This window comes from Candidatus Thiodictyon syntrophicum, assembly GCF_002813775.1.
Taxonomy (GTDB): Bacteria; Pseudomonadota; Gammaproteobacteria; order Chromatiales; family Chromatiaceae; genus Thiodictyon; species Thiodictyon syntrophicum.
Genome location: NZ_CP020370.1, coordinates 6,426,107 through 6,450,256, shown reverse-complemented (window position 1 = coordinate 6,450,256; position 24,150 = coordinate 6,426,107). Strand labels below are relative to the sequence as shown.

General features: G+C 66.5%; 22 protein-coding genes. 12 read left to right on the top strand and 10 right to left on the bottom strand.

Translation table 11 applies throughout. The features are described from left to right. Window positions 1–8 precede the first annotated feature (8 nt). Together ispE and THSYN_RS27635 are read right to left on the bottom strand one after the other, a co-directional pair. Window positions 9–887: a 4-(cytidine 5'-diphospho)-2-C-methyl-D-erythritol kinase gene (ispE, locus tag THSYN_RS27640; protein ID WP_100921959.1), complete on the bottom strand. Its 879-nt coding sequence runs from the start codon at window positions 885–887 to the stop codon at window positions 9–11. Beyond that, a complete protein-coding gene (locus THSYN_RS27635; RefSeq protein WP_100921958.1) occupies window positions 884–2,848 on the bottom strand; it encodes a tetratricopeptide repeat protein in 1,965 nt (654 codons plus the stop codon). The genes ispE and THSYN_RS27635 overlap by 4 nt, the downstream gene beginning before the upstream one ends. Window positions 2,849–3,065: 217 nt before the next feature. Between THSYN_RS27635 and hemA the strand changes: the two genes are divergently transcribed. The 4 genes from hemA to THSYN_RS27615 all read left to right on the top strand — a co-directional run bounded on the left by hemA (window position 3,066) and on the right by THSYN_RS27615 (window position 9,080). Further along, window positions 3,066–4,346 carry a glutamyl-tRNA reductase gene (hemA, locus tag THSYN_RS27630; protein ID WP_100921957.1) on the top strand — a complete coding sequence of 427 codons (1,281 nt, stop codon included), beginning with the start codon at window positions 3,066–3,068 and terminating at the stop codon, window positions 4,344–4,346. After that, window positions 4,343–5,422 carry a peptide chain release factor 1 gene (gene prfA, locus THSYN_RS27625; RefSeq protein WP_100921956.1) on the top strand — a complete coding sequence of 360 codons (1,080 nt, stop codon included), beginning with the start codon at window positions 4,343–4,345 and terminating at the stop codon, window positions 5,420–5,422. The genes hemA and prfA overlap by 4 nt, the downstream gene beginning before the upstream one ends. A 120-nt stretch (window positions 5,423–5,542) precedes the next feature. Beyond that, on the top strand, window positions 5,543–6,211 hold the full coding sequence (locus THSYN_RS27620) for a TIR domain-containing protein (protein ID WP_100921955.1): 669 nt from the start codon (window positions 5,543–5,545) through the stop codon (window positions 6,209–6,211). Between the two features lie 70 nt (window positions 6,212–6,281). Further along, window positions 6,282–9,080, top strand: a complete 2,799-nt coding sequence (locus THSYN_RS27615; RefSeq protein WP_100921954.1) for an SUMF1/EgtB/PvdO family nonheme iron enzyme — start codon at window positions 6,282–6,284, stop codon at window positions 9,078–9,080. A 540-nt stretch (window positions 9,081–9,620) separates the two neighbouring features. Here the strand turns inward: THSYN_RS27615 and THSYN_RS27610 are convergent. Continuing rightward, on the bottom strand, window positions 9,621–10,514 hold the full coding sequence (locus THSYN_RS27610) for a Uma2 family endonuclease (RefSeq protein ID WP_100921953.1): 894 nt from the start codon (window positions 10,512–10,514) through the stop codon (window positions 9,621–9,623). Between the two features lie 300 nt (window positions 10,515–10,814). Next, entirely contained in the window at window positions 10,815–11,678 is an 864-nt protein-coding gene (locus tag THSYN_RS27605; protein WP_100921952.1) for a Uma2 family endonuclease, read from the bottom strand. A gap of 329 nt (window positions 11,679–12,007) precedes the next feature. Between THSYN_RS27605 and prmC the strand changes: the two genes are divergently transcribed. Together prmC and THSYN_RS27595 are read left to right on the top strand one after the other, a co-directional pair. After that, the gene (gene prmC / locus THSYN_RS27600) at window positions 12,008–12,877 is read left to right on the top strand and encodes a peptide chain release factor N(5)-glutamine methyltransferase (RefSeq protein WP_100921951.1); all 870 of its coding nucleotides are present in this window, start codon (window positions 12,008–12,010) and stop codon (window positions 12,875–12,877) included. Window positions 12,878–12,998: 121 nt separating this feature from the next. Then, window positions 12,999–13,322 carry a tetratricopeptide repeat protein gene (locus THSYN_RS27595; RefSeq protein WP_100921950.1) on the top strand — a complete coding sequence of 108 codons (324 nt, stop codon included), beginning with the start codon at window positions 12,999–13,001 and terminating at the stop codon, window positions 13,320–13,322. A 24-nt stretch (window positions 13,323–13,346) separates the two neighbouring features. Here THSYN_RS27595 and THSYN_RS27590 read toward each other — a convergent pair whose 3' ends face one another. The 4 genes from THSYN_RS27590 to THSYN_RS27575 all read right to left on the bottom strand — a co-directional run bounded on the left by THSYN_RS27590 (window position 13,347) and on the right by THSYN_RS27575 (window position 16,844). Continuing rightward, window positions 13,347–13,502, bottom strand: a complete 156-nt coding sequence (locus THSYN_RS27590; protein WP_236848990.1) for a helix-turn-helix domain-containing protein — start codon at window positions 13,500–13,502, stop codon at window positions 13,347–13,349. A 773-nt stretch (window positions 13,503–14,275) separates the two neighbouring features. Then, on the bottom strand, window positions 14,276–15,022 hold the full coding sequence (gene istB / locus THSYN_RS27585) for an IS21-like element helper ATPase IstB (RefSeq protein ID WP_100918452.1): 747 nt from the start codon (window positions 15,020–15,022) through the stop codon (window positions 14,276–14,278). 5 nt (window positions 15,023–15,027) lie between these two features. Then, window positions 15,028–16,482: an IS21 family transposase gene (gene istA, locus THSYN_RS27580; protein WP_100918453.1), complete on the bottom strand. Its 1,455-nt coding sequence runs from the start codon at window positions 16,480–16,482 to the stop codon at window positions 15,028–15,030. Then, entirely contained in the window at window positions 16,479–16,844 is a 366-nt protein-coding gene (locus THSYN_RS27575) for a hypothetical protein (protein ID WP_100918454.1), read from the bottom strand. Before THSYN_RS27575 ends, istA begins: the two co-directional genes overlap by 4 nt. A gap of 802 nt (window positions 16,845–17,646) precedes the next feature. Between THSYN_RS27575 and THSYN_RS37605 the strand changes: the two genes are divergently transcribed. From THSYN_RS37605 to THSYN_RS27555, 5 genes are all read left to right on the top strand, one after another. Beyond that, window positions 17,647–18,234, top strand: coding sequence for a sulfate ABC transporter substrate-binding protein (locus THSYN_RS37605; protein WP_100921949.1), 588 nt, complete (start codon window positions 17,647–17,649; stop codon window positions 18,232–18,234). 48 nt (window positions 18,235–18,282) lie between these two features. Then, on the top strand, window positions 18,283–19,161 hold the full coding sequence (locus THSYN_RS37600; protein WP_216644639.1) for a molybdopterin-dependent oxidoreductase: 879 nt from the start codon (window positions 18,283–18,285) through the stop codon (window positions 19,159–19,161). A 105-nt stretch (window positions 19,162–19,266) separates the two neighbouring features. Beyond that, window positions 19,267–20,547, top strand: a complete 1,281-nt coding sequence (locus THSYN_RS37595) for a molybdopterin dinucleotide binding domain-containing protein (RefSeq protein WP_216644638.1) — start codon at window positions 19,267–19,269, stop codon at window positions 20,545–20,547. 10 nt (window positions 20,548–20,557) lie between these two features. Next, on the top strand, window positions 20,558–21,430 hold the full coding sequence (gene fdxH / locus THSYN_RS27560) for a formate dehydrogenase subunit beta (protein ID WP_100921948.1): 873 nt from the start codon (window positions 20,558–20,560) through the stop codon (window positions 21,428–21,430). Continuing rightward, entirely contained in the window at window positions 21,430–22,053 is a 624-nt protein-coding gene (locus tag THSYN_RS27555; RefSeq protein WP_100921947.1) for a formate dehydrogenase subunit gamma, read from the top strand. Before fdxH ends, THSYN_RS27555 begins: the two co-directional genes overlap by 1 nt. A 447-nt stretch (window positions 22,054–22,500) precedes the next feature. Here the strand turns inward: THSYN_RS27555 and THSYN_RS27550 are convergent, their stop codons facing one another. Continuing rightward, on the bottom strand, window positions 22,501–22,740 hold the full coding sequence (locus THSYN_RS27550) for a GIY-YIG nuclease family protein (RefSeq protein WP_236848989.1): 240 nt from the start codon (window positions 22,738–22,740) through the stop codon (window positions 22,501–22,503). 85 nt (window positions 22,741–22,825) lie between these two features. Here THSYN_RS27550 and THSYN_RS27545 point away from each other — a divergent pair, with 85 nt between their 5' ends. Next, entirely contained in the window at window positions 22,826–23,155 is a 330-nt protein-coding gene (locus tag THSYN_RS27545; RefSeq protein WP_100921946.1) for a nucleotidyltransferase domain-containing protein, read from the top strand. A gap of 284 nt (window positions 23,156–23,439) precedes the next feature. On the opposite strand, the gene THSYN_RS27540 is transcribed toward THSYN_RS27545, so the two are convergent. Then, on the bottom strand, window positions 23,440–23,757 hold the full coding sequence (locus THSYN_RS27540) for a nucleotidyltransferase family protein (protein WP_100921945.1): 318 nt from the start codon (window positions 23,755–23,757) through the stop codon (window positions 23,440–23,442). Between the last annotated feature and the right edge of the window lie 393 nt (window positions 23,758–24,150).

Sequence of the window (24,150 nt, the reverse complement as noted above, 5' to 3'; positions counted from 1 at the left end):
GTCAGTGATCAGTGGTCGGCGTGATGCTTCCCGGGTTCGGACGCCAGCCGGTCCAGTAGCGGGGAGCGGTTGAGCCCCCGCGCCACGAAGGCCTGGAACCGGGGCGGCGCCATATCGCGGGCGGCGAGCGCGCTATGCTGATCGGCAAAGACCGCAAACACACATCCGCCGGTACCCGTGAGTTGACCACCCCCGACGCCCTGCAGCCAGTCCAGCGCGGCGGCCACCTCGGGGTAACCGCGCCGCACGACCGCGAGACAATCGTTTCGCCGGTCGCCCGCAACGAAGTCCGCAAGTGTGACGGGAAGCGAGTCCCGCGTCAATTGCGGGTCCCCAAAGACCGCCGCGGTGGCGACCTGGCCGGGGGGGGTCAGGACCAGATACCAGGGCTCGGGCAGCTCGACCGCGGTGAGTTGCTCGCCGACCCCCTCCGCCCAGGCCGCCCGGCCGCGCACGAAGACCGGTACGTCGGCCCCCAGCGGCAGGGCGATTGCGGCCAGTTCGTCCTCGGGCAGGTCGAGGCCCCAGAGCCGGTTCAGGGCGACCAGGGTAGTGGCGGCGTCCGAACTGCCGCCGCCGAGCCCCCCGCCCATCGGCAGGGTCTTGTCCAGACGGATCTCCGCCCCCCGCGGACAACCACAGTGGGCCTGCAAGGCGCGGGCGGCCCGTAGCGTCAGGTCCGCGGACTCGGGGACCCCGGGCAAGGCGTCGGCCCGCTGGATCTGGCCGTCGTCGCGCGGTGTGAACCACAGCCGATCGCAGCGATCGATGAACTGGAAGACGGTCTGCAGTCGGTGGTAGCCGTCCGGGCGCCGGCCCAGCACGCGCAGCATCAGATTCAACTTGGCCGGTGCCGGCCAGGCCTGTGCTATCGCTTCAGGGTTCACCGCGGCGCCTCGCCGGCGGGCTGATGCGGGGGCTGGGGGGCGTCTGCCTGGGGCGTCGCGGCCCCGGGTGCGGCGGCGTCCGGCGCCGGGTGGCGCGCCATCATCTTGAGCAGATAGGGGTGGTCCGGATGCTCTTTCAGGGCCGCGTCCCAGACCGCCCGGGCCTCCGCCTGGCGGTCCAGTGCCCAGAGCACCGCGCCCAGATGGGCGGCGATCTCCCCGTCCTTCATGGCGTCGTTGGCTTTGCGCAGGTACTCCAGGGCCGCCTCGTAGCGGCCGAGCCGGTAGTTCACCCACCCGGCGCTGTCCAGGATCGCCGGCTCCGTGGGCTTGAGCTGGTAGGCGCGCTCGATATACCCCAGGGCCTCCTGATACCGGTCGGTGCGATCGGCCAGGGTATAGCCCAGGGCGTTGAGCGCGTCGGCGTGGTCCGGGTGCTGCTCGATGATGCGCCGCAGGTCCTGCTCGGCCGGCCCGATGCGCTCGAGCTTCACCGCGTACATGGCTCGCCCGTAGAGCAGGTCCGCATTGTCCGGGAAGGCGGCGAGGGCGTTGCCATAGACCTGCATGGCCGCGTCCGGGCGCCCCGCCTGGTCCAGGATCTCGGCCTCGGCGAGGAAGAGCGCGGGCGCCTCTTCCGGTGCCAGGTCGCGCAATTGCTGGATGATCTCGCGGGCGCGCTCGACCTCGCCGGCCTTGGCCCGCAGGACGGCGGTGCGGACCCGCGCCTCCACCAGGTTGGCGCCCTGGCTCTTGGCGTACCAGTCGAGCGCCGCGCCCGGCTGCTCGGCCCGCTCCTCGAGCTGGCCTAAGTAGTAACTGGTCTCGTCGCGCCGCTCGCCGGTCTCGTAGAGACGGGTGAGATAGTCGCGCGCGGCCGCCAGGTCCTCCAACTCCAGGGACAGGATGCCGGCGGCGAACAGGACCTCCGGCGCCCGCGGCTGGTCGGCAAGCAACTGCGTGAAGAGTGCCCGGGCGCCGGTATAGTCCTTCTCATCGACCAGGAACTGGGCGTAGAGCAGGCGCAGGGCGCGATCATCCGGCCGCGCGGCGATGAACTGCTCCAGCTGCGCCCGCGCCGCGTCGCGCTTACCCTGGGCGAGCAGGAGCCTGACCAGGAACAGGCGCGGCTTGTCCCAGTCCGGGCGCAGGGCTTGGGCGCGGGCGGCGGCAGCGGCGGCGACCTCGAACTGCTCGACACTTGCGGCTACCAGTGCCAGGGCCTGCTGGGCGTCGGCATTCGTCTCGTCGCGCGCGACCAGGTCGCTCATCAACGCGACCCGCTCCGGCGGGCTGGCCGCCCGGCCGATGATGGCCGCCGCCTGCTGGTAGCCGTACTCGGGGTCCCCGGCCAGTTGGACCACCCGCGCCAGGTGCGTCAGCGCGTCCTCGCGCTCGCCCGCCTTCAGGCGCAGGACGGCGGCGAGCTGGTGCGCCCCCGGGGAGTCCGGCGTGATCGCAAGCCACAGGGCCGCCGCACGCGCGGCCCCCGCGTCGTCCCCGCCGCTGATCGCGGCCCGCACCGCCAACTCGGCCATCTTGGGGTCGCGGGCCAGTTGCGCGGCGTGCAGATAATGGGTGAAGGCCATCGCCAGGTCACCGCGGCGCCCCGCCACCTCGGCGACCAGCACGGCGTAGACCAGGTCGGCGTCCAGACTGTCGCGTGTGCGCGGGCCGTCCGGGGGCGGCGCGCCGGCCCCCGGCTGGTCCGGGGGCGTCGGCTGGGACAGGGCCTGACGGCGCTCCCCCAGGGGCGCGTCCGCGGCCGGTTGCGCCCCGGTCGCGGACGACGGCGTGGGGGCCGTCCCGGGGGTGCCCGCTGGACTCGGCAGTGCCGGTGAAGGGGCCGCCGGGGTCGGCTCCGCCCAGGGCGCGCTCAGGGCGCCGAGGCACAGGACGCAAAAGAGTCCGGCGGCGGCGGGACCGCTCCCGCGGGACTTCTGGGACGGCGTGTCGGGCATCGAAGAGGCGCTCATGAGGGGTTACTGGTTTCCAGTGGGTGAGTATACCGGGGCCGCTGCGCACTGGCGGCGGAGACCGACTTGCGGCAGCATACGCGGTCGGCGCGGGCCTGGGGCAGCACGGTGTCCGACCGGGCCGGGCAATGGTCGACAACCATGACTTGCATCTGGCGCCATAAGCCGGACAATCGCGGGGTCCAAATTTGACGGTCTCAACATGAAACTGCTGGTCATCGGGCTCAATCACAAGACGGCCCCGATCGAGGTGCGCGAGCGCATCACCTTCGGACCCGACATTATCGCCGGGGCACTGCGCGACCTGCGGGGACACGAGGGTGTCCACGAGGCGGTGGTGCTCTCCACCTGCAACCGCACCGAGGTCTACTGTGCCACCGACGATGGGGGCGAGGAGACGGTGCGGCACTGGCTGGGCGGCTTCCACGGGGTCGAGCACGAGCGGGTCAACCCCTTCCTCTATGCCCACGCGGGCCGGGACGCGGTGACCCACCTGTTGCGCGTGGGCTGCGGCCTGGACTCTATGGTGCTGGGTGAGCCCCAGATCCTGGGCCAGGTCAAGAGCGCCTTCGCCACCGCCACCAGTTGCACCGCCACCGGCAAACTCGTCTCGCGGCTGTTTCAGCACGCCTTCTCGGTCGCCAAGACGGTCCGCACCGACACCGCCATCGGCAGCAGCCCGGTCTCGGTGGCCTTCGCCGCCGTCAGCCTGGCGCGCCAGATCTTCAGCGACCTGTCGCAACAGACGGCGATGCTGATCGGCGCCGGGGAGACCATCGAACTGGTCGCCCGGCACCTGCACCAGAACGGCATCGGGCGCATCATCGTCGCCAACCGCACGGTGGAGCGCGCCCACGAGGTCGCCGCCCAGTTCGACGGCTTCGCCATCGCCCTGACCGAGATCGCCAACCACCTGGCGGACGCGGACATCGTGATCTCCTCGACCGCCAGCCCCCTGCCGGTCCTGGGCAAGGGCACGGTGGAGCGGGCGCTCAAGAAGCGCCGGCATCGGCCGATGTTCATGGTCGACATCGCCGTCCCGCGCGACATCGAGCCCGAGGTGGCGTCCCTGACCGATGTCTATCTCTACACGGTCGATGACCTCCAGGGGGTCATCGACGAGGGGCTGCGCTCGCGTCAGGCGGCGGCCCTGGAGGCCGAGGAGATCGTCGCCTTCCATGCCGAGGAGTTCATGGGTTGGCTGCGCTCGCTCGATGCCGCGAGCGTCATCGCCGACTACCGCAGCCGCGCCGAACACCTGCGCGATGAGGTCCTGGAGCGGGCCAAGCGCCAGCTCGAGGCCGGCAAGTCCGCCCCCGATGTGCTGACCTTTCTCGCCCACACCCTCACCAACAAGCTGCTGCACGCCCCCAGCACCCGGCTGCGCCAGGCCGCCCGGGAGGGCGAAGCCGACATCCTGGAGGCCGCCAACGAGCTCTTCCAACTCGGTCCCGCGGCGCCCGCCGCCGCCCCGCCCCAATGAACCGCTCGATCCGCGACCGGCTGGAGCGCATGGACGAGCGCTTCAGCGAGATTACGCTCTTGCTGTCCGACCCCGCGATCCAGTCCGACAACAACCGGTTCCGGGACCTGAGCCGCGAATACGCCCAACTGGAACCCCTGGTGGAATGCTTCGGGCGCTATCGGCAGACCGAGGCGGAACTGGCGGCGGTGCAGGACCTGCTGGCCGATCCCGAGATGGCCGCCCTGGCCCGGGATGAAGTGGTCGCCGCCGCCGCCCGCCGGGACGCCCTGGAACCCGAACTGCACCGGCTCCTGGTCCCGCCGGACCCCAAGGACCAGTGCAACTGCTTTCTGGAGGTGCGCGCCGGCACCGGCGGGGCCGAGGCGGGGCTCTTCGCCGGCAGCCTGCTGCGCATGTATCTGCGCTACGCCGAGACCCGCGGCTGGCGCACCGAGGTCTACAGCGAGAGCCAGGGCGAACTGGGTGGCTACAAGGAGGTGGTGGTGCGCATCAGCGGCAGCGGCGTCTACTCCCGGCTCAAGTTCGAGCCCGGCGCCCACCGGGTGCAGCGCGTCCCCGAGACCGAGTCCCAGGGTCGGGTCCACACCTCCGCCTGCACCGTCGCCGTGTTGCCCGAGGTCGAGTCGATCGACGCCATCGACATCAACGCGGGTGATCTGCGCATCGACACCTACCGCGCCTCCGGTGCCGGCGGCCAGCACATCAACAAGACCGACTCCGCCGTGCGCATCACCCACCTGCCCTCGGGCCTGGTGGTGGAGTGCCAGGAGGAACGCTCCCAGCACAAGAACAAGGCGCGCGCCCTGTCGCTCCTGCACGCGCGCCTGCTCGCGGCGGCCCAGGGCACCCAGGCCGCGGCCGAGTCCCAGTCCCGCAAGCTCCAGGTCGGCAGCGGCGACCGCTCCGAGCGCATCCGCACCTACAACTTCCCGCAGAACCGGCTCACCGACCACCGCATCAACCTCACCCTCTACAAGCTCGACGAGGTCATGGAGGGGGCGTTGGATCAGATCGTCGAGCCGTTGCTGGCGGAATATCAGAGTGAACAGCTTACGCTGATGATGGGCGACTGATACTGATTTTCAGTAGAAAATCAGTATGTGGAAAAGACGAGTCGATGATGGACGACTGACTGGGGGCGGGGCGTCCCGCCCCGCCCGTTTACTCGCGTGACACCGCGCCGGAGACTGTGCATGAAAACTATCAAGCTCTTTCTCGCCTCCTCCGCCGAACTGAAAGCGGATCGGCTGGCATTCGAGGTCTTCATCAACCGCAAGAACAAGGAGTGGGTTGCCCGCGGGGTCTTCCTGGAACTGGTCATCTGGGAGGACTTCTTTGACGCCATGTCCCAGGCCCGCCTGCAGGACGAATACAATCTGGCGATCCGTGACTGCGATCTCTTTGTCATGCTGTTCTGGACCAAGGTTGGTCGCTACACCCAAGAGGAATTCGAAACCGCCTTCGGCCGGTTCCAGGCCACCCACCGGCCATTCATCTTCACCTATTTCAAGGACGCCCCGATCAGCACCGGCAGCGCGAAGAAGCAGGACCTGCAAAGCCTTTGGGCCTTTCAGGAGAAACTGGATGCACTGGGCCACTTCTACACCCGTTTCGAGACCAGCGACGGGCTGCACCTCCATTTTAGCCGTCAACTCGACAAACTGGCAGCTAACGGATTCATTACCTTCGAGCCGGAGCGGGACACGGCTGACGGCACCTACCAGGCGACGCAGAGCGGTAGCGGTGCAGTCGCGCAGGGTCCCGGGGCCACCGCACTCGGCAAGGGTGCCGTGAATATCGGCAGCACCCATACCTCCACCATCAACACCGGCACCCAGGTAAATACCGGCGGCAGCGCCTAAATCGGCGGAGAGATCCACGTCAGCAGGGATTTCACCGGACGCGATAACGAGGACGACTGAAGGGCATGCCATGGCAGCCGATTCCATCGATCCGAACGACATTGAGGCATTGCGCCGTCGGTTAGCCGAACTCGAGGCAGGGCAAGCGGCGAGCCTCACCGGGTCCGGTGCCGTGGCCCAAGGCGGCAGCGACGCATTGGGCGAGCGCAGCGTCAAGGTCGAGGGTGATGCCGAGACCATCGTCACCGGGATCCAGATCGTCACCCATTACCATGCCGCCGCTGGCGGGCGCTTGACCAAGGAGCAGATCGCCCGCCAGGTGACGGGCTACCTGCGCTGGCTGTGCGCGCGCACCGAGTGCATCGAACTGCGTGGAATCGAGCGGGCGGGCGGGGCGCCGGTGGTGATGCTGCCGCTCGAGACGGCCTATGTACCGCTGCAGGCTAAGTGGATGGCGGGTAACGGGGGAGACCTGCCACTGAGCAAGGTGCTGGGGTTGGGCAATCGGCTGGCGATCATCGGGGGGCCGGGGTCCGGAAAGACAACGGTGCTGGTGCATATGGCCTGGGCGCTGGCCTCGTCACTGCTCAGCGGCGAGCCGGAACCGGCACGCTCACGTCTGGCACTGAAGAAAGCGATTGAGATTGCTTCGCCGCCCCAATCCATGCCGAGGAGCCGGAAACCCGAGTCGACCGCCCCTCGTTTCGACGAGATAGATGTCCCCCCAAGCGAATTGCCGCTGCCCATCTTCGTGCCACTGGCGTCCTTCGCGCGCTATCGGCGCAATCTGCCAGCCAACGTACCACCCCGCGAGCGTACCCTGGCCCACTTCATCTCGTACCACCTAACCGAACGGCAGGCCGACTTCGATCTCTCCCCGCATTTCTTCGTCCAGGTCCTTCAGGATGGCCGGGACATCCTCCTGCTGCTCGACGGATTGGACGAGGTGGCCAACGAGTCCGAGCGCTTCGAGGTCCGCCAGTGCGTCGAGGACCTGGTGGGTGGGCGCGAGACGATGCGCGTCCTGGTCACCTGCCGTACTGTCGCCTATCGCAGCGGGCGCACCGCCCTGGGCGCGGACTTCCGGGAGATTCTCGTCCGGCCGCTCGACTTCAAGGCCCACATAGCCCCAATGGTCCGCCAAGCCTATGACTGCATCTACCCGCAGGATGCCGCCGTGCGCGGTGAACGGGTAAACGACCTGCTGGAGGGTATCCGGCGGCTGGAGGAGGACCGCCGCACGCGCCTGGGTAAGGACGCCGAGGCACTGGTAGACAGTCCCCTGATGGTGCGCCTACTGCTCATCGTGCACTTCAACAACCGCCGCCTGCCCGACGAGCGCGCGGACCTGTTCGACAAGGCTATCAATGCCCTGTTGCAGGTGGACTATGGGCGGGAGGAGGGCGATATCCGGGAACTTTCCACGGATTGGAAACCCTTCCGCGACATGGCCCAGCACCTCGCCTTCCACATGCACGGCCAGGGCCGCGACCAGGGTCGCGAGATCGAAGATGCTGCGCTCAAGGCCGCGCTGCGCCAGGATACGGACTTCAAGCCGCGCATCGACGACTTCCTACAGAGCGCCCGCCAGCGCGGCAGCGTGCTGGAGGAGCGCACCGGGGTCTATCGCTTCATCCATTTGGCCTTCCAGGAGTTCCTCGCCGCGCGCTATCTACGCGAGGTGATCGGCGGGGCGGGCGGCCACCCCGCCATCGTCAAGCGTCTGGAGGACCGGCTCAGCGACCCCTGGTGGCGTGAGCCCATCCTCCTTCTGGCTGGCTACCTGGGTGCCAATGCCACCAAGTCTGCGCGCGAGTTCCTGGCGGCGTTGGCCCAGGCTGGGAAGACGCCGGACGCCCGGATCGCGGCGGCGGAACTGGCGGGTACCGCCGTGCTGGAGTGGCGTGAGAGCGGGGCGGCGCTCAAGGCCGACTGTGCCGCGCGGATCATCGAACTGTTGGGCGATGCGAGCGTCCTTAAGGGGTCCAAGCCCCCGCTTCGCGCCCGGATCGGGGACCTCGTGCCTCGCCTGGGTGATCCCCGCTTCGATCCGGGGTGCTTTCACCTGCCGGCCGATGACCTGCTCGGTTTCGCGCCGATCCCGGCCGATCCGGAGTTCAGGATCGGTACGCGGCAGTCGGACAGAGAGCGGGTCGCGAAGATTATCGGCTATGAGGTGCCCCTCCACGAGATCAATGACACCCCCACGCCCACGTCGGCATTCTACATCGCCCGCTATCCGGTCACTGTTGCGCAGTTCAGGGCCTTCCTCGCGGTGACCGGGGCTGTACCGTCGGACCCCAAGGCCCTGCGCGATCCGGACAGCCGACCAGTGCGGCACATCGGCTGGCGGGAGGCGATTGCGTACTGCCGGTGGCTGCACCAGGCCCTCCTGCAAGGGTCAGTCCTTGCGGGGTCCGAGGCTGCCCGGCTGGTGCGGCAAGGGTCATGGCAGGTCAGCCTGCCGAGCGAGTTGGAGTGGGAAGTGGCGGCGCGGGGCGGCCAACGGCACTTGGTATACCCCTGGGGCGATGCGCAGGACCCGAATGCCGCCAACTGCGGGGACTCGGGGATCGGAGACACCTCGGCGGTCGGCTGTTTCCCGGCCAACGGGTTCGGACTCTACGACATGATCGGTAACGTCTGGGAGTGGACGCGTAGCCACTACGCCGGGGGCTACGGGGAGATGAGCGGCTCAGCGCCTGAGGACCTTGAAGTCGGTGACGTCCAATCACGAGTCGTGCGCGGCGGTTCGTGGGGTGGCCGTCGGGACGGCGTGCGCTGTGCCTGTCGCAGCAGGAGTCGCTCCGACTTTCGCCCTGAGTTTCTGGGTTTTCGTGTGGTGTTGCGTTCTGCCCCTGTTTCTTAAGCCCCGATCTCTGTCGCTCCCGATGCCGCCCTCTGATCCGCCGACTCCGGAGGGGGCACGGGGCAGGGCCTTGACCATGACCCCGGCCATGCCAGGCTGCGCTGCCCGCGCGACACCGCACGCGCTGAGGCAGGAGCCGGGCACTGGGGGCGCCGCACCCCAGTGCGGCGCGATCTCGCACGCGACCGCGGTGTTGCGTGTTGCGGATAGACCGCGCCGCACTGGGGTGCGGCGCTCCCAGTGGCCGCCGCGATGATCGAGGCCCGGCGGAGACCTCCCCCGGGCGCCCCGCCGCGCGCCGCGCCCGCTCATTCCCACGCTCCGGGATCACTGCCCAAGCGCCTGGAGTCCAAGGCTTCAGCCTTGGAGCGCGCCAAGGCTGAAGCCTTGGACTCCAGGCAGAGGCGACGCGGTCGGCGAGTGCGCCTTAGCTTAATGGCAGTGCCGCTGCGCGATGATGAAAATACTTGCCGATGCCCCCGAGTACCACGACCCCAGACCTGCCGACATCAAGCGCCGAACCGGCCCGGCCGCCCGCTCTCAGGGCGCGATCCCCAGTTCGCGCAGCCGCTCGGCCAGTCTCTCTGCCCGCGCCCGCTCTTGTTCCGCACGGGCGTCGGCCGCGGCCGCCTGGGCCGTGGCGAGTTCCGCCCGCTGGTGTTCCTCGTCGGCACGCAGGCCCTCCCGCTCGGCCCTGGCCGTCTGCCGCGCCGCCTGGGCCGCCTCATGCTCGGCACGGGTGATCGCCGCGGCCGCCAGGGCTTCCACGCGGTCGGCGCGGGTGCGTTCCTCGTGGGCACGCGCGGCCTCAAGCTCCGCCCGCCGGTGTTCCTCCTCGGCACGCGCCTGCTCACGCCTCATCCGCTCGGCGCGCTCCACCGAGGTCAGGAATGGCTGGCCCTGGGGATCGAAAATCTCCAGCGTCTTGCCGCCCAGATCAAAGCGGATACCCAGCCGCGGGCTGGTCCAGCCCTTCAGGTGCGACATCCGCTTGAGCCGCCCGTCCTGGCGCAGCCACACCTCCAGGTGGTTGCGCGGCGGGTCGTAGACGTAATACTCCTCCACCCCGAAGCGGTCATAGTAGGCGAGCTTCTCGGCCATGTCCTTGGGACCGTTCGACGGCGAACGGATCTCAAACACCACCTGCGGGGCGATGTCGGCCTCCTCCCATTGTTTGTAGCAACGGCGCAAACCCTTGGGCCGGCCGAAGGCGACCATCACGTCCGGGGCCATGGCGTCGGCGATGCTGCGGTCGCGCAGCGGATACCAGAACAGGTCGCCGGCGACGAAGACCGCGGGGTCTTCGGCAAAGAGGCACTCCAGGTTCTCCTTGATCTTCACCAGCCACTCATACTGCTCCGTGCTCTCCGCCATGGGCTTGCCGTCGCTCTCCGGATAGGGGTCGTCGGGGTCGAAGTGGGAGAGGGGTTTCATCGTGTGGGTCCTCCTCCAGTCGGAACGTCGGGGTACGTTGGCACGATATCTCAAGGTCGCGGCAAGGAACAAGGACCTGAGGACCCAGCGGCGGACCTGGCCGAGCGCGCGGCGCCGGTGCGGCTGCGGGTCTTGGTCACAATTCCGGAGAAATCGAGCGCCGTGGCAGCCGAACGTGCCGCCTGGGACCGGTGCGCGTGAGCGTCTTTCTCGATCCGGATTCGGGCCACGGTCGCCGGAATCATGGCGACCTTCTGGTCATATGGCGGTCACTCCGCCGAGCGGCCCGGCCGCCCGCTCTCAGGGCTCGACCCCCAGTTCGCGCAGCCGCTCGGCCAGTCGCTCTGCCCGCGCCCGCTCTTGTTCCGCACGGGCGATGGCTTGAGCCGCCTCTTGTTCAGCGCGTGTGATCGCCGCGGTCGCCTGGGCCGCCGCGCGGTCCGCCCGCCGGTGTTCCTCCTCGGCGCGCGCGTGCTCCTGTTCAGCCCGGGCGGTCTGCCGCGCCGCTTGGGCCGCCTCACGCTCCGCCCACCGGTGCGCCTCCTCGGCCCGCTGGTGCTCATCCTCGGCACGCGCCTGCTCGCGCCTCAGCCGCTCGGCGCGCTCCACCGAGGTCAGGAATGGCTGGCCCTGGGCGTCGAAGATCGCGAGCGTCCTGCCGCCCAGGGCAAAGCGGATACCCAGCCGCGGACTGGTCCAGCCCTTCAGGTGCGACATCCGCTTGAGCCGCCCGTCCTGGCGCAGCCACACCTCCAGGGTGTTGGGCGGCGGGTCGTAGACGTAATACTCCTCCACCCCGAAGCGGTCATAGTAGGCGAGCTTCTCGGCCATGTCCTTGGGACCGTTCGACGGCGAGCGGATCTCGAACACCACCTGGGGGGCGATGTCGGCCTCCTCCCATTGTTTGTAGCAGCGGCGCAAACCTTTGGGCCGGCCGAAGGCGACCATCACGTCCGGGGCCATGGCGTCGGCGACGCTGCGGTCGCGCACCGGATACCAGAACAGGTCGCCGGCGACGAAGACTGCGGGGTCTTCGGCAAAGAGACACTCCAGGTTCTCCTTGATCTTCACCAGCCACTCGTATTGCTCCGTGCTTTCCGCCATGGGCTTGCCGTCGCTCTCCGGATAGGGGTCGTCGGGGTCGTAGAGGGAGAGGGGGTTCATCGCGCGGGGCCTCCTCCAGTAGGAACGTCGGAGATATGAGCGCGCACGATACCGCAGGGTCGCGGCGCGGGACAAGGGACTCACGCCGGACTTGGCCGCGCGTGTTCGGCCTTGTTGGGGGCGGGAATCGGGGAAGGGGATTCGCGTCGAAACTGCGCGTTGTAGAATCCTGTTTTTCGCCGTCGGTGCGTCCGCCCACCGCGCCCGCAAGCGGGCGCGGGACCGGCTGAAGCCTCGACCTCCGGGGGGCTGCCGCGCCCGAACCGGAGGTCGAGGCTTAGCCGGACGGGGCCGGGCGACTGCCGACGCGCCCTTATCGCTTCATCTTTATGAACAAGGATACCCCCGTGGACATACAGGGCCGGCGCGTCGACCAAACCCTGTGCGATGCCGCCGCCGCCCTCGCCAGTCTCCCGCAGGCCGCTCCGCGGTTGGAGGCCGAGCTGCTGCTCATCGAGGCGACCGGCTGGGCGCGCACCCGCCTTGTCGCCTGGCCCGAGGCGCACCTTGAGCCCGTGGCCGCCGCGCGCTTCGCTGCCCTGCTCGCGCGCCGCCTGGCCGGGGAGCCCATCGCCTATATCCGCGGCCGGCAGGCCTTCTGGACTCTGGATCTGAAGGTTACCCCCGACACCCTGATCCCGCGCCCCGAGACCGAACTGCTTGTCGAGATCGCCCTCGAACTGCCGGACCCGGACCGCCCGCGCCGCATCGCGGATCTGGGCACCGGCAGCGGCGCCATCGCCGCCGCTGTTGCGAGCGAGCGCCCCGCCTGGCAGGTCATTGCCACCGACCGCTCGGCCGACGCGCTCGCGGTCGCCCGCTCCAACTTCCGGGACCTGGGCCTCGCCAACGTCCGACCGCTAAGCGCGGACTGGCTCAGCCCGATCGCCTCGTGCTCCCTGGATTTGATCCTCGCCAATCCACCCTATGTCGCCGCGGCAGACCCCCACCTCGACCAGGGCGATCTGCCCCACGAGCCGCGCGCGGCACTCACCCCCGGACCCGATGGGCTCGCGGCCATCCGCCGGATTGCGGCCGAGGCCGTGCGCTGCCTGCGCCCCGGAGGGTTGCTGGCGGTCGAGCATGGGTTTGACCAGGGGGCGGCGGTGCGCGGATTATTCGGGGATCATGGCCTGCGCGACCCGCAGACCCGGCACGATTTGGCAGGACTGGACCGGGTTACCCTCGGGCAGTTGTAACCGTTCAGACCCCTCCGTTCCAACCTGAGGATCGGCGGCCGTCACCATAATCCCGGCCACCTGAAAGTGTCCCGTTTCTTGAGCGGTGTCACGCCGGCGTCATCCGAGTCTTGAGGAACCCATGTCCATCATCGACAACCTCCAATCCATGCTCGCCCGCGGCCAGGACTCCGCCCTGCTGCGTTATGGCCTGGGCAACGAGTACCTGAAGGCCGGGGAGCCCGCCCCGGCCGCGGAACACCTGGCCGCTGCGCTCCGGCAGGACCCGGACTATTCCGCTGCCTGGAAGCTCTACGGCAAGGCGCTCGAGGCCCTCGGCGAATACGCGCCGGCCCTCGCCGCCTTCGATCAGGGGATCGCCACCGCTGAGCGCAAGGGCGATCTCCAGGCCGCCAAGGAGATGCGGGTCTTTCGCAAGCGCGCGGAGAAGGCCTCGGCCAGCTGACTGAATTGCAGGATCATCATAGCGTCACCCGAGCGCCTCCAACCCCTTGCGGTCCACCAGATCAAGCAGCTTCAGCGAAGGCCCGTGCGGGTGCTGTTGACCCTGTTCCCATTTCTGGATGGTCGCTGCGCTGGTATTGAGATAGGCCGCGAAGACCGCAAGGCTTGCCTTGCTGCGCAGGCGGATGGCGCGGATCTCATCGGCACTTTAGGCGCGGACTTGTCCTGCATCTCGACCCCAACGGGGTCGGACATACCAGCCCAGGGCAACGCCCTGGGTATGCTGTGTAATGCAGCCTAGCCCTGAAAGGGCGTGACATCAGGGGCGCCGCCGTTATGTCACGCCCTTTCACGGCTAGACCGACCAGACGGCCCTGCCCCAGGGTGTTGCCCAGGGCTGGTATGTCAGGCCCCTTCGGGGCTCAAGCCAACCGCGAGATTGGGCGGAACTGATTACCCCAAGAAAGAGCAGTTCTCTCACAAAGACACAAAGATCACAAAGATTTTCAGAGCGATATGTCGGTCGAGGAGGTTACCTGGGCGGTGATCGGCGCAACGCCTTCATATAGTCTATTTCTCTTTGTGTTCTTTGTGTCTTTGTGAGAGCAATTGCCGGATTTAGGGTTGTCGGCACCAGGTGCGACGATTTTCCAAGGGTGCTCCACCGCCCGGATCGCCCCAGGGTCCGGCCGACTTCGGAAATCCTGTTTCCGGGCGAGCGCGTCCGCTGGTGCCCGTACCCAAAGCCCCGGCATGATCTACACTCCGGCTAGACCATCGCGCCCAGACCGGCCCCCGCCTGTCGGCGCCACCGTGAAAGCGGTACAAAACAGCCGACAACAAAACGGACCACAAAAGGCATCGGCGGAACGATGGCGGGGCAAGAACAGGGTCGCCGCCGGTCACGCAGGGTGACTGGCGGCGGTCATGGGGGAGCGCTGGGGGGAGCGGGACTCAGGCGTCGGTCTGATCGCGCATGCGATAGCTGCGACCTTCGATGACCACGGACTCGGCATGATGGAGCAGCCGGTCGAGCAAGGCTGACGTCAGGGTACTATCGTTGTTGAAGATTTCCGGCCACTGCTTGAAGGCCCGGTTGGTGGTGATGACGGTGGAGCCGCGCTCATAGCGCTGGCTGATGACCTGGAACAGACCGTCGGCGCCGAACTTGTCGATCGGCAAGTAGCCTAGCTCATCGATCACGAGCAGTGTAGGTTTCAGCAACCGCGCCAGTTCCCGCTTGAGCCCGCCGGTGGCCTGGGCGGCGGCCAGGGCAGTGACGATATCGACCGCGCGGGTAAAGAGCACGGCGTGTCCTTGCAGGCAGGCGGTGTGCGCGAGGGCGATGGCCAGATGGGTCTTGCCCACGCCGACTCCGCCCAGCAGGATGACGTTGCCCTGTTGGGGCAGGAATTCCAAGCGGAAGAGGTGCTGCACCTGGGTGCGGTTGATCTTCTTTGGCCAACTCCAGTCGAAGCCATCCAGGGTCTTGAGGCCGGGCAAGTGGGCGGCCTTCACTCGCCGCGCTACCCGGGCCTCGTCGCGGCGGGCCGCCTCACCGGCGACCAGTTGTTCGAGAAAGTGGCCATGGGTCCAGGACTCGCGCGCCGCCTGCGCCACCAGGTCCGGATAGTGCTGGAGGAAATAGCGTAATTGCAGCCGTTCGAGTTGCTGCACCAGGACCTGCTCGGTGATCGACATGCTGCTTACCCCTCGCTCCCATAGGGCGATAAGTCCGGCGGCGGGAGTTCCAGGTCCAGGACATCCTGGCGCCGCAGCAATTGAAGCGGGCTGGGCGCTGGGAGTTGGCGGCCCCGCGCCTGGATCAGATGGGCGATGTACTCGCTACTGAAGGCCTCGAACGTCAGGGCATCGGCTAGGGCGCGGGCGACCGCCTCCTCGCCGTGGATGTCCGCCAGGGCCACGATTTTGCGCACGTGGGACAAGGCGTTGCCGCGCCGCTCCAGCAAGCCGGTGTGGTAGTTCGCCGCCAGCGGTGACAGGGCCAGGAACCGCTGGAGGACGTGGGCGTCCTGGGCATGGCGGCGTTGCGCCACCAGTGCTTTGGCATGATCGGGATCGGCGATATCGCGGTGCCGCTCGTAGGAGCGGACATGGCGGGCGATCAGCGCTTGATCGTGATACACACACAGGTAATCGGGATACGCCTTGAGCGTCACCTGAACGCCGGCAAAGCGCGCCGGCACCGAATAGCGGTTGGCCTCGAAGGTCACCCGGAACTGGCGATTGGCCCGCACCGCCAGGACCCGACCGACATCGAAGGGGCGCGGATTGACCGATTGCAGATGAGTCTGCTCTTCGGCCCACAGATCGACCGGCCGGCGCTGGGTTTCGCGGTGCAGTCGGACATTGGCCACCGTCTCCAGCCAGACCCGCAGCGCCGGGTTGAGGGCGGTAAAATCCGGTAACTCCAGGCCGTTGAGGAAGTTCGCTTTGACGTACCCCACGCCGCGCTCCACGCGCCCTTTCTCGTTGCCTTTGGCGACGTTACAGGCCACGACCTCGAAGCCGTAGTGCCGGGCGAAATCGAGATACCGGGGATTGAACCGGGGCGGCTCGCCGCGCACATGCGCCAGCACCGCGGTGCGCAGATTATCGACCATCACCTTCTGGGGTACGCCCAGAGCGTTGAAAGCGTTGATGTGCGCGGCCAGAAAGTGCTCCATGGTCTGGGCCAGGGTGAACTCCACGTACAGTTGCCGGCTGTAGGCCAGGACCATGACGAAGAAGGACAGGCGCCGACGCGTCTCCCCGACGGCGATGGTGCCCCATTCGCCCCAGTCGACCTGCGCCACCTCGCCGGGGGCAAAGGCCAAGGTCAGGAACGCCTCCCGCGGACGTGGGCGAATGGTGTGTACATACTCCTTGACGATGCTGATCCCACCGTCATACCCGGCCTCGCCGAGGCGCTGAAAGACCTGCTGGGCGCTGAGCGGATGGGCCTCGAGCCAACCGACGATGCGCCCTTTGAAGGGATCGAGCTTGCTGGGGCGTGCCGCGGTGGCCCGCTGCTCATAGGGGCGCGCCCGCCAGCGCCGCACGGTCTTGACGTTCAGCCCCAGGTCCCGGGCTATTTGCCGCGCCGTGAGGTGCTTGGCGTTGCCGTCGCGAATTGCACACCAGGTGGCGTAGTCGATCATGACCGCCGCTCCAAGACCGCGTGCAGTCGCTGGAGGTGGACGCTGGTCGGGACCGTCCCGGGGAGACTGAGCACCTGATAGAGCGGTGGCTCGAAGGCGATCAGATCCAGGGCGATCAACTCGCAGCGCGCCTGCGCCAGCCGGGGCGCCGGCAACCGCAGGCGCTGTGACAGGGTGGCGTCACTGTAATAGCTCAGGCCATGCACGTCGGCGACGCTGAGCAGAAACAGATACAGCGCCCAGGCGCACACGTCAGCCCGCTCGATGTAGTGCTCACGCACCAGGCGATGATCGAGCCAACTGAAGTGCTCGGGTACCTGGCGCAACCGGTCCGGGTTCAAGACCCGCTTGATGATGGTCATGCTCGCCTCCGCCGCGGATATCGTGGCCCAGTTGTATCAACCGGGTCAGCGCGGTGGCGATGTCCTCTTGTAACGCACTGTCCCACAGATGCGCGATTAAGCCAATCAGGACAGCAGGTTGAGTAGCCAAGATATCTTGTAACGGGGACCCTAAGACATCTTGTAACGGGGTGCCCAAGTGCTCCTGTAACGGTGCGTGCGCGGTGGGGTCCGGCGCGTGAGCAGCGCGCGGCGCGGCAGACACGGACGCGGCCGATGCCGGGATCGGCAGGGACGCGGTGACTGGGTCCGGGGCGGCGACTGCGGGCAACTGGGCGAGCGCGCCCGGCGCACGGGCGTTGCGCTGACTGTAGCCAGGATGGGCGTGCCGCCACGCCTGCACCCGGGCGACCGCGGCGGGACCGCAGTGGTAGTGGCGATTGTCCTCCTTGGACAGCCACTTGGCCTGGCTGGCGCGCTTACTGGCGGTCCGGCACGCCGCCTGCGAGCAGTAGCGCTGGTGACGGGCATTGCGCGCGTCCGGGGTGAAATTCTCGCCGCAATGCGCACACGTCCGCCCTTGTTCCCGCCCCATGTTGTGTCTCTCGCCAGATCACCGATCCAGCTATGACACGCGCGCGGAAGAAGACCGAAGAAGAGCCCACAGCAAGAAAACACCAGCCTGATTATTTCTTAACCAGGAAGAAGACGGGGAAGAAGAGCCGGTTTCAGGTCGGCAAGTTCCGACCGGTTTCAGGTCGGCCGCGACACCCGCCCCCAGGGCGGCAGACCCCAGAACCACCAAGACGAGGAACCGAAAAAGATGAAAGTCACACGTCGGACCTTCCTGAAGGTCTCCGCCGCGGGGGTGGGCAGTTCCAGCCTGACCCTGTTGGGCTTCGCGCCCGACGCCGCGCTGGCGGAGATGCGCGCCTTCAAGCTGACGCGGGCCACCGAGACCCGCAACACCTGCCCCTACTGCTCGGTCGGCTGCGGCATCCTGATGTACGGCCTGGGGGCCGGGGCCAAGAACGTCCACGGGCGCATCTTCCATATCGAGGGCGACCCGGACCACCCGGTCAACCGCGGTACCCTCTGCCCCAAGGGCGCGGGTCTCCTGGACTTCATCCACAGCGACACGCGCCTCACCCGGCCCGAGTACCGGGCGCCGGGGAGCCGCGAGTGGCAGCCGATCGCCTGGGATGATGCCTTCACCCGCATCGCCGCCCTCATGAAGGCGGATCGCGATGCCAACTTCGAGGCCAGGAACAAGGACGGCATGACCGTCAACCGCTGGAACACCACCGGCTTTCTGGCCGCCTCCGCCTCCAGCAATGAAACCGGCTATCTGACCCACAAGGTCGTGCGTAGTCTGGGGATGCTCTCATTCGATAATCAAGCGCGCGTCTGACACGGCCCGACGGTGGCAAGTCTTGCCCCGACATTCGGCCGTGGCGCCATGACAAATCACTGGGTCGACATCAAGAATGCCGATCTCGTTCTCATTATGGGCGGCAATGCCGCCGAGGCCCATCCCTGCGGCTTCAAGTGGGTGACCGAGGCCAAGGCCCACCGCAAGGCCAGGCTCATCGTCGTCGATCCGCGCTTCACCCGCTCCGCGGCGGTGGCGGATTATTATGCCCCGATCCGCGCCGGCTCCGACATCGCCTTCCTGGGCGGTCTGATCAATTACCTGTTGACGCAGGACAAGATCCATCACCAGTATGTCCGGGACTATACGGACATGAGCTATCTGGTGAAGGACGAGTTCACCTTCACCGACGGTATCTTCTCGGGCTACGACGCTGCCAGGCACAAGTACGACAAGTCCACCTGGGGCTACCAGATGGGCCCGGACGGCTTCGTGCTGACCGATCCGACCTTGCAGCACCCACGCTGCGTCTATCAGTTGCTGAAGGCGCACTTCTCGCGCTATACGCCGGAACTGGTGGAGCGGGTCTGCGGCACGCCCCGGGACGCCTTCCTCAAGGTGGCCGGGATGATCGCGGAGACGGCGGCGGCCGATCGGACCATGACCATCCTGTATGCACTGGGCTGGACCCAGCACTCCAAGGGGTCGCAGATGATCCGCACCGGGGCCATGGTGCAACTCCTGCTCGGCAATATCGGCGTGGCGGGCGGCGGCATGAATGCCCTGCGCGGCCATTCCAACATCCAGGGCCTCACGGACCTGGGGCTGCTCTCCAACCTGTTGCCCGGCTATATGACCCTGCCCGGTGAGGCGGAGCAGGACTTTGCCGCCTATCTGACCAAGCGCTCGCCCAAGCCCATGAGGCCCGGCCAGTTGAGCTATTGGCAGAACTATCCCAAGTTCTAGATCAAGCTGTCCGGGGCACTCGCCAAGCTCAAGTATCTGGTCATCATCGACCCGCTCGCCACCGAGACCTCTGAGTTCTGGCAGGACCACGGCGAATACAACGACGTGGACCCGACGAAGATCGAGACCGAAGTGTTCCGTCTGCCCTCGAGTTGCTTCGCGGAGGAGGATGGCTCACTGGTCAATTCGTCGCGCTGGCTGCAATGGCACTGGAAGGGCGCCGAGCCGCCCGGCGAGGCGCGCAACGACCAGGAGATCATCGCCGGCATCTTCCTGAAGCTCAAGGCGATGTACAAAAAGGACGGCGGTGCCTTCCCGGACCCGATCCTGAATCTCACCTGGCGGCACAAGCAGCCGGCCGATCCCTCACCGGAGGAATTGGCGCGGGAGTTCTCCGGCCGGGCCATCAAGGACGTCACCGACCCCAAGGACCCCGCCAAGGTCCTGGTGAAGGCCGGCGAGCAGTTGAATGGCTTCGCCGAACTGCGCGACGACGGTTCAACCGCCTGCGGCTGCTGGATCTTTGCCGGTGCCTGGTCCGAGAAGGGCAATCTGATGGCCCGTCGGGACAACGCGGACCCCTATGGGATCGGCCAGAATCTCAATTGGGCCTTCGCCTGGCCGGCGAATCGGCGGGTGCTCTATAACCGCGCCTCCTGCGACGCGGACGGTCGGCCCTACGACCCCAGCCGCAAGCTGATCGGCTGGGACGCCGCGGCGGCCAAATGGACCGGTTCCGATATCCCGGACTTCAAGGCGGACAGCGCCCCGGTCGATGGCATGGGGCCATTCATCATGAACCCGGAGGGCGTGGCGCGCTTCTTTGCCCGGGACATGCTGGCGGAGGGACCCTTCCCGGAGCACTACGAGCCCATGGAGTCGCCGCTCGCCAACAACCCGATGCACCCGGACAATCCGCTCGCGCGGGCCAATCCGGCGGTGCGGATCTTCACGGGGGACCTGGAGCGTCTCGGCAGCGTCGAACAATTCCCGTACGTGGCAACCACCTACCGCCTGACCGAGCACTTCCATACCTGGTCCAAGCATGTGCGGCTCAATGCCATCGTGCAGCCGGAGCAGTTCGTGGAGATCGGGGAGGAACTGGCGGCGGCCAAGGGGATCAAGGCCGGGGACCATGTGCGGGTACGCTCCAAGCGGGGTTTCATCGTCGCCGTGGCGGTGGTGACCAAGCGCCTGAAGACCCTCATGATCGAGGGCAAGCCCGTGCATACGGTGGGCATCCCCATCCATTGGGGCTTCAAGGGCGTGGCCAGGAATGGCTATATCACCAATACGCTCACCCCCTTCGTGGGCGACGCCAATACCCAGACGCCGGAGTTCAAGGCGTTCCTGGTGGACCTCGAACTGCTCCCGACCAAGGTGTGAAGAGGCGACCATGGCACTGCAATCACTCGACATCGCGGCCCGTTCCGCCACCACCACGCCCTCACCCGCGGCCCGCCAGGGGTTCAAGGTCGCCAAGCTCATCGACATCTCCAAATGCATCGGCTGCAAGGCCTGTCAGGTCGCGTGCATGGAGTGGAATGACCTGCGCGACGAGGTGGGCTTCAATCATGGCGTCTATGACAACCCCATGGATCTCACTGACCAATCCTGGACGGTCATGCGCTTCTCGGAGGTTGAGCCGGATGGCCGGCTGGAGTGGCTGATCCGCAAGGACGGCTGTATGCACTGTGCGGACCCGGGTTGCCTCAAAGCCTGCCCCGCCCCCGGTGCCATCGTCAAATTCGGCAATGGCATCGTGGACTTCAATCAGGAGCACTGCATCGGCTGCGGCTACTGCATCACCGGCTGTCCATTCAACATCCCGCGGCTCGCCGCCAAGGACGGCAAGGCCTACAAGTGCACCCTGTGCTCGGACCGCGTGGCGGTGGGCCTGGAGCCGGCCTGCGTCAAGACCTGTCCCACCGGCGCCATCACCTACGGCGGCAAGGACGACATGGTGGAGTCGGCGGCCATCCGGGTGCGTGACCTGAAGGAGCGGGGCTTCGCGAACGCCGGCCTCTACGACCCGCCGGGGGTGGGCGGGACCCATGTGATGTATGTACTCCAGCACGCGGATCGACCCGAACTCTATGCCGATCTGCCCAAGGATCCGCAGATCGATCCGCTGGTCAGCGTGTGGAAGGGGCTCGCCAAGCCGTTCGCCATCGCCGCCTTCGCGGCGGTCAGCCTGGCCGGGCTCTTTCACTACATCACCAAAGGCCCCAATGAGGTCTCCAAGGAGACCGAGAAGGAGTTCGAGTAATGCAACGCGACTACAACGACCTGGTCCGCTACACGCCGGGCGAGCGCCTGAACCATTGGATCGTCGGGATCAGCTTCATCCTGTTGGGGCTGTCGGGGCTCGCACTCTTCCACCCGGCCTTCTGGCCCTTCACCCTGCTGTTCGGCGGCGGCACCTGGACGCGCATCCTGCACCCCTACCTGGGGGTCCTGATGGCCGTTGCCTATATCATCATGCTGATCCGCTTCACCCGCCTCAATCTCATGACCGCCACCGACTGGCAATGGGTGAGAAATGTCCGCCAGATGGTGGACGGGGACGACCACAACATGCCCGAGCAGGGCAAGTACAACGGCGGCCAGAAGCTCCTGTTCTGGCTGCTGTTCTGGTGCATGTTGCTGCTCATCCTGTCGGGTGTCGCGCTGTGGCGAGCCTGGTTTAACTTCCCGGTGGAGTGGGTCCGCCTGGCCGCCGTGGTGCATTCCGCCAGTGCGGCGGTGATGATCGGCCTCATCATGGTCCACGTCTACGCCGCCATCTGGACCAAGGGCACCATCCGCGCCATGTGGTACGGCACCGTCACCCGCGCCTGGGCCAAGCAGCACCATCGCGGGTGGTATAAGGAGGTGACGAAGGAGGGGTGAGGGCGCCGGGGGCGAACCAGGGGTATCAAACGGCGCTCCGTCATTCCGGCCGGGAAGCCGGAATCCAGGCCAGGGATGGCAACGTTTCAGCCGGTATTGACTCGCATGGCAGCAATGGAGCGGTTTATCAGACGTTTCGGTTTCGCGCCGACCGCAGCCAGAGCCCCGAAGGGGCGTGACATACCACCCCAGGGCAACGCCCTGGGAAAGGTGAGAGTAAGGAATCAGCCCTGAAAGGGCGTGACATTCCCGCCGAGTGTGGAAGCGGCCTGCTATGTCACGCCCTTACAGGGCTGGATTGGTAAACTCAGACTACCCGGGGCGCGGCCCCGGGCTGGTATGTTCGACCCCTTTGGGGTCGATCCGCAGCGTGATCGCTTGACTGTAACTGTTCATCCCGAGAAGCGGCTCAAGTGAGCACGCTAGGCGGATGCAAACAACGCGCATTCAGGCAATAAGTCGCCACCGCTTGAATGCGGCAGTGTCCTGTGGGGTCAAGTTGAACCATTCACCATTGAGGCGACGGGATTCAAACCTCTTGTGCCAGTACGCCTCGATACCGACTGGATCGTCTGTTTTTATCTCATGAATTTTGGTTGGTTTCTCGGGCAGTTGAATGGCAAGTTCATATTCCCGTCGTCCAATGGCGTTGGTTCGGCCAATTTTGTAGTATTTTCCTGACTTCATGAGGTACACGTACCCCAGTTCCCCGGCCGAAATCCGAAAACTAATCTGAGCAGATGTGACGATGCAATGTCTGAGGTGACCCAAGGTGCTTAGCAAGGACCTCATCCAGTCGGCCGTCGACCGTCTCGTCGCCGCCGCCTCGTCCCCCGTGCGGGTGATACTGTTCGGCTCCTACGGTCGCGGTACCGCCGATCCTGGGTCGGACTTGGACCTGATGGTGATCGAGCGTGAGGTCGCGGACCCCTCTGGAGAGTACATGCGCCTGATGGATGCCGTGGGCCGGGTGGCGCCAGGAGTCGGCGTTGATCTTCTGATTTATACCTTGAGCGAATTCGAGCGGCGCAGTCAGGTGCCGGGAACCATCCTGTTTCGGGCCTACCGGGAGGGGAGGGTGCTGCATGACGCCCTGCATTGATGAGGCCGCGCGCCTGCTGCGGCATCGGCAACAATGAGTTCTTGCGGGGACGATCTGAGGCAGCACGGCGAGCGCAAAACCCAAGAAAATTAGACAAGATTAACAAGATTTACAAGATGTTATTCGTCTTCAATCTTGTAAATCTTGTTAATCCTGTCAAGAAACTTCGGGGCCGGTCAGGGTCGCGGGCGAGCCATGATCAAGTCAGCGGCGAGGGTCAGCCGGGATCTGGTCGGAGTAATGATCAAGGCCATGAACCGCGATCATCGGCTGGTATGAATCCGTCACACCAGCACCCCTTCCCTTCTGGCATTGCGATAAAGCTGAATGCTTCCGCTTTCAAAGGCATCCAAGAGTACCGGCTTGGCGGAAATCAGTTGCTCCGACTCGAGTTGGATGGGATACAATAGATCGATGATTTCGCGCAGTTCTGAACAATAGTCGAAGGGTTGGCTCAACAAGACCAGCAAATCGATATCACTCGTTGGGTCGGCCTGTTTGCGTGCCACAGAGCCATATAGGATCAGGCCCTTGAACCGCACGCCGTAATGGCTGGCAAGGGCCGTCTTGCATTGTTTCATCACTGCGCTGATCGTTGCCATGATGTCAGTCTGCGGTCGCGATCTATCGGGCTTGCGCGCAGGGCAAATGACACTACTACCACCTGACGCAATTGCTCGGACCATTGGCTTAGGGTGCGCCGTGCGCACCTTGAGAGGCTGCGGTTGATCGCCGCGGCCAGGGTTTCGGTTGGCGCCATGGTGCGCACGGCGCACCCTACGGGCGCGGTGCTGTCTGTGGGCAAAAGTCGACCAGATGTCCGCGTGGCTGTCAAGGCGTTGGGTTAGCCGGTATGCTGGGCCGTGGCCGGTCGCCCGCATTGATGCGGGCGGGGTCCGCGCAGCGGACCCTACGGCTGGGAGCGCCGCACCCCAGTGCGGCGCGATCTCTCAGGCGTCCGCGGCGTCGCGTGCCGCGGATGGGCCGGGCCGCAC